This is a genomic window from Kribbella sp. NPDC051620 (assembly GCF_044453825.1).
GTDB lineage: Bacteria > Actinomycetota > Actinomycetes > Propionibacteriales > Kribbellaceae > Kribbella.
Genome location: NZ_JBITDB010000001.1, coordinates 988,547 through 1,005,622, shown reverse-complemented (window position 1 = coordinate 1,005,622; position 17,076 = coordinate 988,547). Strand labels below are relative to the sequence as shown.

Annotated in this window: 13 protein-coding genes; 5 read left to right on the top strand and 8 right to left on the bottom strand. The window is 68.4% G+C overall.

Annotation, left to right across the window (positions count from 1 at the left end; all coding sequences use genetic code 11):
* The first annotated feature begins 100 nt into the window (after positions 1-100).
* The gene (locus ACIA12_RS04335; protein WP_396365372.1) at positions 101-3,436 is read left to right on the top strand and encodes a S8 family serine peptidase; all 3,336 of its coding nucleotides are present in this window, start codon (positions 101-103) and stop codon (positions 3,434-3,436) included.
* A gap of 109 nt (positions 3,437-3,545) precedes the next feature.
* A complete protein-coding gene (locus tag ACIA12_RS04330) occupies positions 3,546-4,409 on the top strand; it encodes an alpha/beta fold hydrolase (RefSeq protein ID WP_396365371.1) in 864 nt (287 codons plus the stop codon).
* Between the two features lie 6 nt (positions 4,410-4,415).
* Here the strand turns inward: ACIA12_RS04330 and ACIA12_RS04325 are convergent, their stop codons facing one another.
* Entirely contained in the window at positions 4,416-7,661 is a 3,246-nt protein-coding gene (locus ACIA12_RS04325; protein ID WP_396365370.1) for a discoidin domain-containing protein, read from the bottom strand.
* Positions 7,662-7,834: 173 nt separating this feature from the next.
* Here ACIA12_RS04325 and ACIA12_RS04320 point away from each other — a divergent pair, with 173 nt between their 5' ends.
* On the top strand, positions 7,835-8,434 hold the full coding sequence (locus tag ACIA12_RS04320) for a hypothetical protein (RefSeq protein WP_396365369.1): 600 nt from the start codon (positions 7,835-7,837) through the stop codon (positions 8,432-8,434).
* Between the two features lie 67 nt (positions 8,435-8,501).
* Positions 8,502-9,014: a hypothetical protein gene (locus ACIA12_RS04315; RefSeq protein WP_396365368.1), complete on the top strand. Its 513-nt coding sequence runs from the start codon at positions 8,502-8,504 to the stop codon at positions 9,012-9,014.
* On the opposite strand, the gene ACIA12_RS04310 is transcribed toward ACIA12_RS04315, so the two are convergent.
* The 7 genes from ACIA12_RS04310 to ACIA12_RS04280 all read right to left on the bottom strand — a co-directional run bounded on the left by ACIA12_RS04310 (position 9,011) and on the right by ACIA12_RS04280 (position 14,898).
* On the bottom strand, positions 9,011-9,544 hold the full coding sequence (locus ACIA12_RS04310) for a hypothetical protein (protein ID WP_396365367.1): 534 nt from the start codon (positions 9,542-9,544) through the stop codon (positions 9,011-9,013). The genes ACIA12_RS04315 and ACIA12_RS04310 overlap by 4 nt on opposite strands.
* Positions 9,545-9,602: 58 nt before the next feature.
* Positions 9,603-9,998, bottom strand: coding sequence for a hypothetical protein (locus tag ACIA12_RS04305; RefSeq protein ID WP_396365366.1), 396 nt, complete (start codon positions 9,996-9,998; stop codon positions 9,603-9,605).
* Positions 9,995-11,374, bottom strand: a complete 1,380-nt coding sequence (locus ACIA12_RS04300) for a DUF4331 domain-containing protein (RefSeq protein ID WP_396365365.1) — start codon at positions 11,372-11,374, stop codon at positions 9,995-9,997. Before ACIA12_RS04300 ends, ACIA12_RS04305 begins: the two co-directional genes overlap by 4 nt.
* 11 nt (positions 11,375-11,385) lie before the next feature.
* A complete protein-coding gene (locus ACIA12_RS04295; protein WP_396365364.1) occupies positions 11,386-11,658 on the bottom strand; it encodes a twin-arginine translocation signal domain-containing protein in 273 nt (90 codons plus the stop codon).
* Between the two features lie 123 nt (positions 11,659-11,781).
* Entirely contained in the window at positions 11,782-13,164 is a 1,383-nt protein-coding gene (locus ACIA12_RS04290) for a protein kinase (RefSeq protein WP_396365363.1), read from the bottom strand.
* 48 nt (positions 13,165-13,212) lie between these two features.
* Positions 13,213-13,755, bottom strand: a complete 543-nt coding sequence (locus ACIA12_RS04285) for an EF-hand domain-containing protein (protein WP_396365362.1) — start codon at positions 13,753-13,755, stop codon at positions 13,213-13,215.
* Positions 13,756-13,839: 84 nt separating this feature from the next.
* Positions 13,840-14,898 (bottom strand): acyltransferase family protein, encoded by a 1,059-nt coding sequence (locus ACIA12_RS04280; protein WP_396365361.1) that lies wholly within the window; start codon positions 14,896-14,898, stop codon positions 13,840-13,842.
* A gap of 158 nt (positions 14,899-15,056) precedes the next feature.
* Here ACIA12_RS04280 and ligA point away from each other — a divergent pair, with 158 nt between their 5' ends.
* Positions 15,057-17,054, top strand: a complete 1,998-nt coding sequence (gene ligA / locus ACIA12_RS04275) for an NAD-dependent DNA ligase LigA (RefSeq protein ID WP_396365360.1) — start codon at positions 15,057-15,059, stop codon at positions 17,052-17,054.
* Positions 17,055-17,076 lie beyond the last annotated feature (22 nt).

Genomic DNA, 17,076 nt, shown 5'->3' with positions numbered 1-17,076 from the left:
GGGACTGAGGGGTCTGTCAGCGTCACTCTGGGGGTCAGCCGGACGTTCTGCGTGCCGCCTCCCCTGCTGACGGCGTCATCCGCCTTCACGGGAGGCCCACATGAGGTCCAGAACCCGGACCAGCAGTACCCGACGCACCACCATCGCCGGCCTGTCCGCCGGCCTGCTGATCGCCGCCACTCTGCCCGCGTTGAGCGCGGAGGCGGCTCCCCCTGACCCCAACGGCAAAACCTGGACCGCGACGCCACTGACGCTCGACAGCACGGTCAACGGCGCCAAGTCGCCCAGTGGCCAACTCGCCAAGAGCGACCCGGCGCTCGTGAACAGCACCTCGGCCAAGCAGGTCCGCGTGGTCGTCAAGCTCGACTACGACTCGCTGGCCGCCTACCGCGGCGGACTCGCCGGCCTGCCCGGTACCAGCCCGTCGGTCACCGGCAAGCGCCTGGACCCCAAGAGCGCGAACGCGACGAAGTACCTCAAGCACGTCACTGCTGTTGAGGACACCTTCCTGGCCGCGATGCGCGACAAGGTCCCGAGCGCGCGAGCCGGACAGAAACTGCGGACCGTGTACGGCGGCATGGCGCTGAGCGTGCAGGCGAACAAGGCTCGCGACCTGCTGAAGCTGCCCGGTGTGGCCGCGGTCCAGCAGGACAACCCGCAGCAGCTGCTCACCGACTCCAGCGGCGCCTTCATCGGCGCCCCGACGATCTACAACCAGCTCGGTGGCTCGGCCAACTCGGGCAAGGGCATCATCGTCGGCATCCTGGACAGTGGCGCCTGGCCCGAGCACCCGTCGTTCGCGGACCCCGGCAACCTGCCGGCGCCACCAGCGACGACCGACGGCACCCCACGGGTGTGCGACTTCGGCGACAACCCGCTGACGCCGGCCACCGACGTGTACGCCTGCAACCGCAAACTGATCGGCGGGCGGCCGTTCCTCGACACCTACAACGCGGTGATCGGCGGCGACGTCTACCCCGACTCCGCGCGTGACTCGAACGGTCACGGCACCCACACCGCCACCACGTCGGCCGGCGGCGCGGTCGCGCACGCGAACCCGCTGGGCATCGACCGGGGTGCGCTCCTCGGTATCGCTCCAGCAGCTAGCGTCTCGGTGTACAAGGTCTGCGGCGCCGAGGGTTGCTTCCCGAGCGACTCGGCAGCGGCCGTCGCACGGGCCATCCTCGACGGCGTCCGGGTGATCAACTTCTCGATCTCCGGCGGCAGCGACCCCTACTCCGACCCGGTCGAGCTCGCGTTCCTCGACGCGTACGCGGCCGGTGTGTTCGTCGCCGCCTCGGCCGGCAACTCCGGCCCGGGTGCGAACACGACCGACCACCGCAGCCCGTGGGTCACCACGGTCGCGGCCTCGACGCAGAGCCGTACCTTCCGGTCGACCGTCACGCTGACGGGCGGCGGCGCGACGGCCACGGTCTCCGGCGCGTCGATCACCGCGGGCATCGGTACGCCGGCGCCGGTCGTCCTCGCGTCCGCACCGCCGTACAGCAACCCGACCTGCAGCAGCCCGGCACCGCCCGGGCTCTTCGCCGGCAAGATCGTCGCCTGCCAGTTCAGCTCCGGCCGGGTGATGAAGGGCTTCAACGTCATGCAGGGCGGCGCGGTCGGCATGCTGATGTACAACGCCGACCCGTTCGACGTGTTCACCGACAACCACTGGATTCCGGCCGTTCAGCTGGAGAAGCCCGACGGCGACGCGCTGCTGGCCTTCCTGGCGGCACACCCCGGCACCACCGCCAAGTTCACCCAGGGCACCAAGACCACCTGGCAGGGCGACGTGATGACGTACTTCTCGTCGCGCGGCCCCGGTGGCGACTTCCTCAAGCCCGACGTCACCGCACCCGGCCTGCACATCCTGGCCGGCCTGACGCCGACGCCCGAGTCCCCGGCCGAAGGACCGCCCGGCAACCTGTACCAGGCGATCGCCGGTACTTCGATGTCCTCACCGCACGTGGCCGGCGCGGCCGCGCTCGTCTTCGCCCTGCACCCGTCGTGGACGCCGGGCCAGGTCAAGTCCGCGCTGGAGACGACCGGCAAGACCACGGTCAAGAAGCCGGACCGCGTCACCCAGGCCGACCCGTTCGACATGGGCGGCGGCCGGATCGACCTCACCAAGGCCGGCGATCCCGGTCTGACGATGGACGAGACGGCGGCGAACTACGCGGCCTCGGCCACCGACGCGCTGAACCGGATCGACCTCAACCTGCCGTCGGTGAACGCGCCGACCATGCCTGGTCTGATCACCGCCGAGCGGACGGTCAAGAACGTCACCAACCAGACGCTCAACTTCACCGCCACCGGCACGACGGTCAGCGGCGCGAACATCACCGTGCTGCCGTCGTCGTTCCAGGTCAAGGCGGGCAGGACGCAGAAGCTGACGATCGTCATCACCGCGCCCGACCTGCCCGACGGCCAGTACTTCGGCCAGGTCAACCTCAGGCAGGCCGGTGGCAGCCGGGCCCTGCACCTGCCCGTCGCGTTCTTCCGCCAGGAAGGCATCGTGCCGGTCGACCAGACCTGCACGCCGTCGAGCATCCCGCTCAACACGGGCGCATCGACCTGCACCGTGACCGTGCAGAACAACAGCCTGCAGACGACCGACGTCACCGCGCTCAGCACCCTGAGCTCGCAACTGCGGCTGAACAGCGTCACCGGCGCGACCAAGATCGGTACCCAGATCGCGACCAAGACGGCGACGCTGGCCGGACGCCAGCCCGACAAACCGGTGATCGCACCGGGTGAGTTGTTCGGTTACCTCCCGCTCGACGCGTTCGGCACCACGCCGACCCCGATCGGGGACGAGCAGGCGCTGAACTTCAACGTTCCGGCGTACCAGTTCGCCGGTCAGACCTACACCCGGATCGGCGTCACGTCGGACGGCTACTCGGTCGCCGGTGGCACGACGTCGAACGAGGACGTCCAGTTCGCTCCGCAGACGCTGCCCGACCCAGCACGGCCGAACAACGTCCTCGCGCCGTACTGGACCGACCTGGACGGCACCGGCGCGCCCGGCATCTACGCGACCACCCTGACCGACGGGGTGGCCACCTGGATCGTGATCGAGTGGCGGGTCAACCTGTTCGGCACGACCAGCCAGCGGGTGTTCCAGCAGTGGATCGGCGTCAACGGCACCGAGGACATCACCTTCGCCTACCCGTCGCCACTGCCTGACCCAGGACCTGCTTACGGCCTGACGGTTGGGGCGGAGAACCTCGAGGGAACCGCCGGCAGCCAGATCGCCGGTCCGCCGGTGACCGACTACCGCATCACCAGTACGCCGGGAGCGCCCGGCGGCTCGATGACGTACTCGATGAACATCAAGGGTGTGCAGAAGGGAACCGGATCGGTGACGACCGGTACCTCCACGCCACTCGTCAAGGGCCTCACCATCGAGGTCGACAAGATCACCGTCAACTGACCTCCACGCCACTCCGGGCCGGATCCGATCGAGGATCCGGCCCGGATCCCTCGTGAGACGGAGCAGTGCCTGAAGATCGAACAGTTGGCTCGTGCCTAGGATTGCCTGCATGGAGCGACTAGAGGTCGGCGATGGACGGGTTGTGGAGTACTTGGTCGAGGGGCCTGTCGGCGGCCGGCCCCTGGTGATGCACCACGGCACGCCAGGGGTGGCCATGATGCTGGAGCCGGTCGCGGAGGTGGCGTCCCGGTACGGCCTGCGGTTCGTCACTCACAGTCGACCTGGCTACAGCAACAGCACGCCGCAGCCGGGTCGCCGGGTGGCCGACGTTGCGGATGATGTCACCGTACTGCTCGACGTGCTCGGAGCGGATGACTTCGTCACCATCGGATGGTCGGGCGGCGGCCCACACGCACTCGCCTGTGCGGCCTTGCTGCCGGACAGGTGCCGGGCCGCGGCGATCATCGCGGGGGTGGCACCGTACGACGCTGAAGGGCTCGACTGGCTGGCCGGGATGGGTGAGGAGAACATCACCGAGTTCGGTGCGGCAGCAACCGGCAAGGACGCGCTCGACGAGTTCCTCGCCGAGGCGAGTGCCGAGCTGAAGGAAGTCCAGCCTGGCGACATCATCGCCGCGTTCGGCGACCTGCTGTCCGCGGTCGACCAGGCCGCCCTCCGTGGCGGCCTGGCCGACTACCTGGCTGCGTCCTGCCGGGCAGCCGTCTCTCGCGGGTACGACGGCTGGCGCGACGACGACCTCGCGTTCCTTGCCGACTGGGGCATCGACCTCGCGAGCATCAAGATCCCCGTCTCCATCTGGCAGGGCGACCAGGACCGGATGGTCCCGCACGCCCACGGCCGCTGGCTCGGCGACCATGTGCCCGGCGCGACCACCAACCTGGTCCCGGGCGAAGGCCACTTGTCGCTGATCAACAACATCGACTCGATCATCGCGACCCTCGCCTCGAGCTGACCAGGGTCAGGAGTTCCAGATCTGGAAGTCGGAGATCTGGCCGGCGATCCAGCCGGTGTTGGCGGTGATGTTCAGCCGGAAGTAGCGCTGGGTGGTCGGGGTGAAGGTGATGGTGACGGTGTTGTTGTTGCCGGGAGCAAAGGTGTAGCCGGCGGATCCGGCGATGGTGCTGAAGCTGGAGCCGTTCGTGCTCCCGAGGACGGACAGCGTCTGGGTCCGGGCGCCCCAGCCGGCAGGCAGTTGCAAGACGATCCGGCCGGCGCTCTGCCCCGAGCCGAGATCGACCTGCACCCACTGCGGGAAGGCGTTGTTCGCGCTCTCCCAGTACGTCGCCTGGTTACCGTCAGTCACGTTGCCCGACTGGTAGACGTCGTTGTGGCTGGACTCACTGGTGGGCTTGCCCGCGGCAAGGTCGGTGTTGATTGGGGCGCCACCGGCCGAGTACACCTCGAACTCCGACACCTGCCCGGCAGGCCAGCCGCTGTTGCCGGTGATGTTGACCCGGACATACCGGGCGTTGGTTGCCGGGACGGTGATGTTGACGACGTTGGCCGGCGAGGTGAACGTGTACGTCGCGGAGGCGACCGGCGTACTGAAGCTGGATCCGTCAGTGCTCGCCTGCACGGACAGCGTCTGGCTGCGGGTGCCCCAGGCCGTGGTCGGCGGGAGCTTCAGGGTCACCTTGCCGATGCTGCGTACTGATCCCAGATCCACCTGCAACCACTGCGGGAAGGCGTTGTTGTTGCTTTCCCAATAGGTGTTGGCATTGCCGTCGGTTGCCGTGGTGGCAGCTTGGGTCCCGTTGACCTGGCTGCTCGCCGTGGCCGGCTTGTTCAGGGCCAGGTTGGTGTCGGCGCCGACACCGTTTCCGGCCAGCGAGATCGTCGTCGGGCTGTTGTTCGCGTTGCTGGTCAAGGAGACGTTGCCGGTTCGTGCGCCCGAAGCGGTCGGCCGGAAGGTGACCGTGACCGTGCAGGAGGCGCCGACAGCGACAGTGCCGCAGTTGTTGGTCTGGTTGAAGTCGCCCGTGGCCGAGACGCCCGACACGCCGGCTGACGCCGTACCGGAGTTGGTCACCGTGATCGCCTTGGTCGCCGAAGAACTGCCGACCAGGGTGTCGGGGAAGGACAGACTGCTCGGGTTCGGGTTGAGGATCGGGCCTGGTGCGACGCCCGTACCCGACAACGAGACAGTGCTGGTGACGCCCGCCGCGTTGACGGTCAGGTTGCCGCTCCTGCTGCCTGCCGCCGCCGGGCTGAAGGTGACGTTGACCGTGCAGGAGCCGCCGGCCGCGATGCTGCTGCCGCAGTTGTTCGTCTGGCTGAAGTCGCCGGTGGTCGCGACCGAGCTGACCGATGCCGCCGCGGTGCCGCTGTTCGTAACGGTGACGGCTTGCGGGCTGCTCGACGCGCCGGTCGCCACCGAGCCGAAGCTCAAGGCGCTTGGGCTGGTCGAGATCTGCGAGCCGTTCTCCGGCAGGTACGGCGGGAAGGCCGGTGTGGTGATGTTCTGGCATTGGTTGGCGCCGAAGATCCCCGAGTTGCCGCCACCGTCGGTGAGCGTGAAGCCGACGCCGCAGTTGTAGATCGGGCCGGGCGCCTGGGTCCCGGTGGCCGTGCTGTTGGTGATCGTCGCCGAGCCGCCGACCTGCTCCTGCACTACCCAGGTACCGGTGTTCTGGATCGTCGCGTTGTTGATCTTCACGTTGCTGATGTTCGAGCCCGAGACGAACTGGATCGCCTCGAACGGGCTCTGCTGGATCAGGATGTTGTCGACGTTGGTCAGCCCGGTCATCGCGCCGTCACGGGCGTCGAACCAGAGCGCCCCGACCCCGAAGTTCCAGTTCGGATCGAGGCCGCCGGACCGGATGATCGTGTTGCGCAGTACGTCCGTACGGCCCAGCGTGGTCGAGCCGAACCGCTGCGCGACGTGGATCCCGCCGCCCTGGCTGAGGCCGGCGTCGATCACCCGGTTGTCGGTGACGAAGTTGTCGTGGCCGCCGTAGATCGCGATGCCGTTGGCCAGGATCGGGTACTGCACGGTGTTGTGGTCGAACGAGTCGTTCGCGTCGGCGTTCTGCTCGGCCCAGGTGGCCAGGCCGTCGTCGCCGAGGTTGCGCAGATCGCTGTTGGTGACCTTGGAGTTGGTGACGCCGTTGTGGAAGTTCACCCCGTCGGCCGTCACGTTGCGGATCCGCAGCCCGCTCATCACCAGGTTGGTGAACGGGCCGTCCATCCAAGCGCCGACCTTCTCGTGCTCGATCCAGACCCGGTCCACGGTGGAGTTGTTCAGCGCGCCGCCGATGCCGTTCACCTGCGCGCCGTCGTTGCGCTCCTGCACATCGCCGAAGATCGCGAAGTCCGACAGGTGTACGCCGCTGCTGGCGTTGGGCGCGTAGTTGCCGTAGAAGCCGGGAGCCGCACCGACGACGGTCGAGTGCCACATCCCCGCGCCCTTGAAGGTGATGTTGTTCAGGATCAGGTGACCGGGGATCTTGAACGTTCCGGCCGGGATCCACACGGTGCCACCGGCCCCCGCCTGCGACATCGCCGAGTTGAACGCGTTCGTCGAGTCCGCGACGCCGGTCGGGTCAGCGCCCGTACTGGTCACCGAGACCGAGCCGGCCGGCTGGGACAGGGCGCCCGCGACGTTCTCGAAGTCGGCGAAGTCGATCGTGTACGACGACGCGGTGTCCTCGGCGTCGACCTGCAGCTTGAACTTCGTACCGGCCGGGTAGGTGGTCGGGAACAGCCGGTGCACCTCGTCGTAGAAGTGGTGCGGGTTGCTGCCGGGCGTGTTCGTGAACGGGTAGCCGCCGTAGTACCAGCTGTACGCGTTGGTCAGGGTGAAGTTGGGCTGCTTGCTGCCGTTGACGTAGAGCGACAGTTGCGGCGTGTAGACCGAGCCGCCGCCGGTGTCGGGGATGCTGTAGCGGAAGACGATCGAGTTCGTCGCCGTCGGCGTGGTGAACTCGACGAACTTGCCGGTACCTTGCAGCGTCACCGCCTTGCGGTAGGACGCCTCGGCGGCGAGGGTGTTGTAGGCGGCGCTCGGGCCGATCAGGGTGCCGTTGGTGGACGAGTTCTCGGCCTGCACCTCGACGTACGGCAAGGTCGCGCCGACCCCGCCGGTGGCCGCGGCCCAGGCCGGTACGGCGGCCGTCACGGCCAGGCCGGCGGCGATCACTGCGCTGCAGACGGCGACTACGCCGACGCGAGCCTTCCCACTCCAGGATTCGATTGACCGGAACATGCGCGGCTCACTCTCGACGGGGCGGATGGTCGATGGTGGCCAGACCGTAACTCCGTCGACACATGAACGCAATATCGAGATCGATCTTTGCAAGAATTCGACTCATCGAGATCGGCGGGTCCGGAGATTCGGTCGTTTTCGCCGATCGGCGGCGGCCGGTTAGGGTTGCGACGGTGTCCACTTTCGATGTCGCCGCAACAGACCACGAACTGCCGGACGTAGAGGAACGCGCCTGGCGCGATGTCTCCGATGTCGGCATGGCCACCGCTCGGACCGAGTGGGCCGGTGCCGCCCGCGAGATGCTGCTCGTCGCGGCCAAGAAGTACATGGCGCTGGTCCAGCACAAGGACATCGCCGCCGGTGTCCAGGACCTGACCGGTATCCGCACCAAGCAGCCGACCCGCCAGTGGATCGGCGGCGTGCTCGCCGAGGTCTCGGCCGAGAGCCTGCGCCGTGGCGAGCCGATGCTGTCGTCCCTGTGCGTCAACCCCGACGAGAGCGTCTTCGACGGCTACGCCGCCATCGTCGGCGCCGCAACCGGTACCACTCCCCCGGACCCCGACGTCCACGCCTCCCACGAGCGCCTGGCCATCTACCGCCACTTCGAGGCCGCAGGCCTCCCGGCAGGTGGCGGCACCCCGATGATCCCGTCCAAGCTGGGCGCGGCTCGCGCCCGGGCCCGCAAGGCCGCGATCGCCGAGCGCCCGATCAAGAAGTGCCCGAAGTGCAACATGCAGACCCCCGCCAACGGAATCTGCGACACCTGCGACTGACCGACGGATTTTGCAGCTACCTGCAGTTCGGCAGTGTTGCGGCGACGCCTCTGTCCGTGGTTGAAATATGTCCATCAACTACGTACAGAGGCACGACTGGACCCGGCCGTTGGCGAGCGTCGAGACGGTGGAGGTCCCTGTCCGGCGGATGCGGCGAGTCTTCTATCTGACTGGTTCCGTGGTGTTCGGCGGCTTGGTTGCCTATCTCGTGTCCAGTGGCGACGGCCCGTTGATCGGGGAGGCACGGTTCGCTTTCCACATCGGCCTGGCGGCCCTCGCCGTGTACGTGACCGGCGCGGTGCGCCTGTACTACGGGATCGTCAGCGGGCGGTCCAGGCTGAGCGTCGGGCCGGCGGGGGTTGCGCTCGGGGAGCACCTGATCGGGTGGGCGGACATCCAGCACATCAGTTTGCGGCCGGCCTCGCCGGTCCTGCGTTATCTCGCGTTCGGGCCGCCGTCGGTCAGGATCCAGGCTCGGCAACGGCTTCGGCGGATCGATGTCACTCGCGATCATGTCAAGGATCTTGAAGGTTTCGCCGAGTGGCTCGAGAGAATCCGGACCGAGCGAACGGCGGGTTAGAAGCAGCGGTCGGGGCGGAGGGTGTGGTGGGGGCCCATCTCGCGGGCGTAGTGGCGGAGGCCGGAGCGGTACTCGATCCGGATGCCGGTCAGGCGGGCTTCGCCGAGGGGGTCGGGGCGATGGACGTGAACGACCAGTCTGGTGTCGGCCGACTGCTTGAGCTGGGCGCCGACGGCGAGAGTCGGCGCGCCGTTCTCGCCGTCGAAGGGGCCGTTGCCGAAGGCCCAGCCGGTCTTGCTGCCGCTCGACGACTCGGCACTCACGGGGACCAGCAGCGCTCCGTCGTCCTCGACACCGTCGGCGCCGATGACCGAGACCTCGGTGATCGTGATCGGGTCGGATCCGGTGTTCTTCAGGGGCAGGTAGCCGATGGTCGCGTCGGCGGCCTCGCCGACGTTCAGGCAGACGGCGTCGCCGAGCATGTTGCCGCTCAGCGGACCGCCGTCGTGGCGCGGTGCGAAGTACCAGACGCCCGCCCCTACTACGAGCACCCCCGCGGCGATACCGGCAACCAAAGTCCTGGCACCCATCTGGTCCCCCAGTTCATTGCGTGCTGGTGGTCAACGGTATCGCCTGCGAGGGTCCGGGTCAGGTCGGCCAGATCGCCTCGGTGACCTGGCCGCCGGTCACTTCGACCGTCAGTTGCACGGGGCCGTCGGGCAGCAGGTACAGCTCGTAGCTGCCTTCGGGGACGTCGAAGAAGACCGCCGAGTAGACCAGCTCGCCGTCCGGAGATGGCCGCGGGACAACGGCCACGTGCGGAAGGCCGGCTCCATGACCGTGCCCATGGCCGTGCCCATGCCCGTGTCCATGGCCATGCCCGTGTCCATATAGTTCAGCGGATCGGCCGATCGGGCGGCGTTCGATCTCGGCGTCTTCCAGCTCTGGCGGCATCGTCAGGACGATCGCGCCGACGCCGTCGCCGATGTCGAGCAGGACCGACGAGCCCTTGCCCGCGTGCGGATTCTCCTCGGCGTTCGTCATGACACGGCCGGTACGCCCGGCTTGCTCTGGTAGCCGCCACCCGGCGTACCGAGGTACGGGAACACCGTGAGGTAGTCGGAGTTCGTGTTCGACGTCCCGTCCTTGACCGCCGACGCGGCCCCGTCCGGCGTGAACGACGGGTCGACCAACGGGATCGTCAGCCCCGCGACCGCCCGGATCTCCACCGTGACGACATCGTCGAAAACCCTTCGCCCGTTGGGGAAACCGGCCGCATCACCGGCTACCAGCCCGAGCGGATTCGGCGTCTTCGACGGCGGTACGGCGACGTTCAGCCGCAACATGTCCGCCTGCACCGGCCCGGTGTAATTCTGGAACCCCGGTACTACGCCCTTCGGGATCCCCGTCAGCAGAATCGCCGCCAGATCAGCCCGCGGCTTCTGGTACGCCGCCAGGTTCGGGAACACACCCGGGTACAGCACCGGCAGCAGCCCGGCCAGCTCGGGCTTGGTCACGTACTGGGCGTACTTCTTGTCCTCCGACGGTGGCCGGCTGTTCCACTTGTCCTTCTCGGCCATCGGCACGATGACCTCGTTGAACAAGGGATTGCCCAACCGCGACACCTGCTTGTGCGGACCGTGCCAGGTCGAGATCCCGAGCACCTCGTCGAAGATCTTGGACTGCCGGCGGCTCGCGGTCGCGTAGACGCCGATGACCGACTTGGCGGACATCACGTCCGTCGGCAACTTGCCGTCGCGGGTCAGGTCGGTGATCGGCACCTGGAGCGCGATGGTGTGCACGTTCGACCCCTGCAGCCCGTTGACGCCGGCCGCGGCGGCGGACGGGATCAGGTGCGCCGCCTGGAACGGGCGCAGGGTGCCGAGATCGAAGATCGACCCGAGGTCGGCGAAGAACCCATCGGCACGCTGGCCCGCGAACACCTTGCGGTTCTTGCCGATCGTGTGGATCGCCTCGCCCGCGAGCTTGGCGTAGTTCGGCGTACTGCGGACGCCCACGTTCACCGGCGGCGCGGCCAGGTCGCGCGCAAGGATCCGCGACCGGCCGTGCTCCACCCGCGTGACCGAGTAGTACTGCGGCCGGTTCCAGGTCTTGTCCTTGATCGACGTGATCGGCCCGGTGTTGTAGAGGAACGTCGACTTGTTCCGGATCTCGGCATGGAAGCGGAACTGGTAGCTGATGTCCGCCTTGCCGGTACCGCCGGTGGAGATGTGGAGCTGGTAGAGCACGTCGTCGCCGAACTCGTAGAAGTTCGGCCCGCCGAACGGGTTCTGGAACGGGATGAAGTTGGCGATCAGGGTGACCGTGTCCGGCTTGTCCGGGCTGACGAACGCGTAGACGTCGGTGTTGTCGGCGACCGGGTCCTTGGAGATCTCCGGTGCTTCGCGATGGGAAGACATGGTCGCCCTCCTCAGTCCGTGGTCACGCCGGCCAGCCGGCCGGCCAGCTCGCGATCGATGATGGAGACCTCGCGCTCGCCGACCAGGATCGTCAGCTCACCCGACTTCACGTCCTTGACGTGGACGACGAACGACTCCGCGTTCGCCAGATCCGCCGCCGCCAACTGGGGCGCGGCGTCGGCGGACTCGTCGCCGAAGATCTTCGGCACCGCGACCGCGCCGACCGCGGCTGCCGTCCCCGCCCCCGCGAAGACCAGAAAGCCGCGGCGTGTTGCGTCACTCATGACTCTCCCTTCCCTCTTTACGCTGCCCCACCTGCGAATCAGTCGCAGATGTTGTGATCTGGATCACTGGCGCAGTCGAGGGACATTCGGCGCTGTCCGGCCGGTGGATAGGTGCTTTCGGCGTTATCCCTCAGCAGGCGGGGTGGCCGACGACGGCGGCGGTGTCGAGGGGTTCTCGGTCGGCGGCGTGCTCGAGGGAGCGGTCGTCGGGGCGGAGGTGGCCGGCGTGGTGGGGGCGGTGCTCTTTGTCGGCTCGGTCGGCGTGGGCGTCCGCGAGGGCGCGGTTGTCGACGGAGTACCTGACGATGGCGACCGAGTGGGCGTGTTCTGGCTGGACGGTGTCTGTGATGGCTTGGGACTGCTGCTTTGGGTCGGCTGGCTCGTGTTGCCGGCCTGCTCCGGCCCAGAGCTCGACGGGTTGGCGGGCGCGGTCGGAGTACTGGCTGTGACGCCTGAGCCGGGGCCGACGTTGTTCGTCTCGGGCAGTCGGGGATCGTTGTTGCCGTTCAGCAGGACTCCGACCAGTACCGCGGCCGCGGCGGCGGCCACCGCGATCCCGCCGGCCAGCAAAGCCTTCTGTCGCGTCTGCCAACCCGACGACGGAGGGGGCGGCGGGATCACCGGGGCAATCGGCATCGTCTCGACCGGAACCACCGCTGCGGCACGAACCGTTGGCGCGACCACCGCCGTCGTCGCCAGGGCGGCCGGCGCTCGCAGGGATCCAGCCGCGATCTCCTCAGCGGTCGGGCGCTCGGCGGGGTCCTTGGCCAGCATCCGGAACAACGCGGTCTCGAACCCGCCCGCGAGTTCCGGCCGGATCAAGCTCGGCAGTGCCGGTTCGGCGTCCACGTGCTGGTAGAGAATCGCGGCCGGGTGCTCGCCCGCGAAGGGCGGCTGGCCGGTGAGCAGTTGATAGAGCACGCAGCCCAGCGAGTACACGTCCGACGGTTTGCCGGCCCGCCCACCGCGGGCCCGCTCCGGCGCCAGGTAGAGCGCACTGCCGATCAGCTGACCGGTGGCGGTCAGCGCCGTCGTACCCTCATCGGCCCGGTGCGCGATCCCGAAGTCCGCGACCTTGACCGTCCCCTCGGGCGTCACCAGCAAGTTGCCGGGCTTCACATCGCGATGGACCACGTTCTCCCGATGCGCGGCGGCCAGCCCGAGAGCAGCCTGCTCGACGATGTCGATCGCGCGATCCTTCGGCAACGGTCCGTGCTCGGCGAGCTCGCCCGCCACCGTCCGCCCGTCGACCAGCTCCATCACCAGGAAGAACTCGTTGCCGTGCTGGCCGAAGTCGTAGACCGCGACCACATGCGGATCGTTGAGCTGAGCCGCCGCCCGGGCTTCCCGATGAAAGCGCTCCACCGCGCTCGGATCGCGATCGGACGGCAGCATCAGCTTGACCGCGACCGGCCGCCCCAGCTGCTCGTCGACGGCCCGGAACACCTCCCCCATCCCGCCACGCCCGAGGGAAGTACCAAGTCTGTATCGCTCCGCTACCAGCACTCACCCATCCGTACCCCACGACGCAAACCCCAACCGGTCAACCGGCGGTCAGTTGGCCTGATACGGACCGAACATCCACTGCGAAGGCGACTCCGGGTCGTCGCCGCGCCAGAAGCCGGACCAAAGGTCGCGGAACTCGTCCCGGGACAGCTGGCCGTCGCCATTGAGGTCGAGCTTCGGGAAGACCTCCTCGGCGCCGTCGGCAGACCCCTTCCAGGCGTACACGACCTGCCGGTGTTCCGCCGCCGCGATCCGGTCGTCGCCGTTCTGGTCGATCGCGTCGAACATCGCGTCGGCCGTCCCGTAGACCGCGTCGTCCATCGCCGGCAGCTGGTCGACCACCGTCATCAGCTCGTCGAGCGACACCCTGCCGTCGTGATCGGCGTCGGACATCGCCGAGATCGCCGACCACCAGCCCATCATGATCGCCCGCATCCGCTCGTACTCCGCGGTCCCCGGCTGCCAGTCGCGGATCCCGACCCACCGCCGCGTCAGCGTCTCGAAATCGGACTCCTCGAGATAGCCGTTCCCGTCCGCGTCCATCGCCCCGAACACCCCGGCCACCTTGCGCCGCTGAAACTCACTGGCCATCGACCGCTCCCCCTTGTCACGCTGACGATCAGGTCCGGCCACTCACCGTGACCGACTCCAGTATGTGATCGCCGTCGCGCCTTGTCACCGCGAACTTAATCGCGCCCGCACCCCGACCGATTGAGGTTCAGCCAACGGCAGTTCGAAGAGTGCCTTGGGCAGGTAGCGGTAGAGGAAGAGGCAGAGCCAGGCGAGGAAGGCGGTCAGTACGACCGGTTCGGCGATGGCCACGATCCACTGAGTCGTCGGGCCGGCAGATGACAGCGGGCCGATCAGCACCGCGTGGGTCAGCGCCAGCAGGGGCATGTGCATGACGTAGATCGGCAGGGTCCGGCTGCCGATGCTCGCCAGCGCGTTGGACACGCCCTCCCAGCGGGTCACCAGGCCGGCCGCCGTCACGCCCAGGACGATCGCCACCCCGCTCACCACCGGCCAGAGACCGAACCAGGTCTTCGCGTCGAAGACGGCGATGACGGCCAGCAGCACGGCGTACGGCGCTCCGACCAGCAGCAGCCGTCGCCAGCTCGCACGCGCGGCCAGGTCCTCGATCAGGCTCTTGCCGTAGAGGCCCGCCAGGAAGAAGACCAGGTTCTGGTAGACGCCGGCCCGGTCACCCGGAACGGCGAGCAGGCCGGCCGACGCTGCCGCCGACAAGAGGAACGCCGGAGTGAGGACCGCCCACGCCGGCCACCGGCGCGCTGCTTTGGCGATCACGAAGTACAGGGCGAGGGCGTAGAGGTACCAGAGGTTCGACGGTGTGATCGTCAACTGGGCCAGGAACTTCAGCGGACCGTCCGCCCGCTCGGTGCCGAAGTCAGGCACGAACGCCAGTACGACCGTGTGGATGACCAGCCAGACGATGTAGATGTAGTAGAACTTCGCCACTCGGGTCCGAAGGACCACCGGCCACGGGCGCTGGACCGCGCGGACCGCGAAGAAGCCGGACACCGCGAAGAACAACGGCATCCGGAGCGGCAGCAACTGCTCACCGAGCGTCCCCCACAGCCCCCGCGCCTGCCCGCTGATGTGCCAGTCGATCTGCAGGTAGTGCTTCATCAGAACATGCCAGAGCACCACCAGCAGAATACACATGCCCTTGGCAACATCCGCCCAAGCGACCCGACCACGCTCCGCCGTCAACATGCTTCAAAACTTAGGGAACTCGGGCGCTCACTCCATCAGGCCGGAGTCGCCACCGACCGTCATCCCGTAGTCGTAGGCAACGATCACGGCGTCCACCCCGGGACCGACGGCCGCCGGATCGCGCGTTTTGTCCCCGGCCGCCGGTAGTGTTCCGGCTCGTGGACACAGGGGAGCGGATTCAGGAGCTGGCCGACCGGATCGTCGTGCTGCGGGACGCCTACTACCGGGGGTCGCCGGAGGTGGCGGACGCGGAGTACGACGTCATCGAGGACGAGCTGCGGGCGCTGATCGAGGCAAATCCGGAGCTGGCGCCGGATCCGAATCCGCTGGAGCAGGTCGGTGCGCCAGCGGTGCTGCACGCGCCGATCCGGCACTCGCGGCCGATGCTGTCGCTGGAGAAGGCGACCCGGCCGGAGCAGGTGGAGGCGTTCTTCAGCCGGTTCCCCGGGCAGTCGGTCGTGGTCATGCCGAAGCTGGACGGGTTGTCGCTGGCCCTCGTGTACGAGGACGGGCGGCTGGCGCGGGCGATCACCCGTGGTGACGGCACGACCGGCGATGACGTGACGCCGCTCGTGCGGGCGCTGGCTGATGGGGTGCCGGAGCGGCTCGAAGTACCGGGCCGGATCGAGGTCCGCGGCGAGGCGGTCATGTTGCGCTCGACCTTCGCCGCCTACAACGCGGCGCACCAGGACAAGCCGCTGATCAACCCGCGGAACGCCGCGGCCGGCACCCTGCGCGCCAAGGACCCGGCCACCGTCGCCGAGCGCCGCCTGCAGTTCCTCGCCTTCGACCTGCTCAGCGACACCGACGACACCGACGCCGATCTGGATCGAGCACTGCAGACGCTCGGCTTCACCGTCGCCGAGATGCGGCACTGCGACGACGCGGCCGCCGCGCAGGCGGTCATCACCACGATCGAGCAGCAGCGCAACGACCTCGACTACGACCTCGACGGCGCCGTACTGCGCCTGGCCGACCGCAGGGCCTTCGCCGCCGCCGGCACCCGGTCGAGCTCACCGCGTGGCGCCCTGGCGTTCAAATTCGCGGCCGAGGAGAAGACGACCATCCTGGCCGACGTCGTCTGGGACGTCGGCAAAACCGGCAAGATCGCGCCGGTCGCCTGGCTGGAGCCGGTCTTCGTCGGCGGGACGACGGTCACCCGCGCGACGCTGGCCAACCAGGAGGTCATCCGGGCCCGCGGCATCAAGATCGGCGACACGGTCCTGGTACGCCGCGCGGGCGACGTCATCCCGTTCGTCGCCGGCGTACTCGATGCCTCCAAGCGCACCGGCGCCGAGCGCGACATCGTGCCCCCGTCGGTCTGCCCGTCCTGCGAGCAGCCACTGACCGAGCAGGGCAACAGCCGCGAACTGTTCTGCACCAACGTCGTCTGCCCCGCCCAGACCGTACGCCGCCTGATCCACTGGGCATCCCGGGCAGCGGCCGACATCGACGCCGTCGGCGGGGTCTGGATCGAGCGGCTGGCCGAGGCGGGCATCCTCGAGCACCCGTCGGACTTCTACCACCTGACCAAGGAACGCCTGCTCGAGTTCGACCGGATCGGCGAGGTCTCGGCCACCCGGATGATCGACTCCATCGACGCCAGCCGCCAGGTCGGCCTCCGCCGCGCCCTGATCGGCCTCGCCATCCCGATGGCGTCGGAAGGCACCGCGACGAGGATGTGCCGAGCAGGATTCGGCTCCCTGGAAGAGGTCGCCGATGCGGGCGTGGAGGGTCTGGTCGCCGTCGAGGACATCGGCCCGAAGGTCGCCGCCTCCCTGATCGAGCACCTCGCCCGTCTGCGCCCCGAGCTCGAGCGCCTCCGAGCAGCCGGCGTCTCCCTCGACGTCCGCGAGGAAGACCTCCCACCCGTAGTCGCCGCCGGCGCTCCCTTGGCCGGCAAGACGGTGGTCGTCACCGGCTCGATCAGCGACCCACGCTCGGGCGAGAAGGTCCCCCGCCCTGCCTTCCAGCGCCTCTGCGAGAAGGCCGGCGCCACCATCGCCTCCTCGGTCTCCGCGACCACCGACTTCCTCATCACCGGCGCCGACGTAGGCGCCGCCAAACTCACCAAGGCCGAAAAACTCGGCGTCACCGTCGTAGACCAGTCCGAGATCTGGCAACAACTCCAGGCCGCCGACCTCCTCAACCGCTGACCCTCAGCGGATTCTCAGCGGG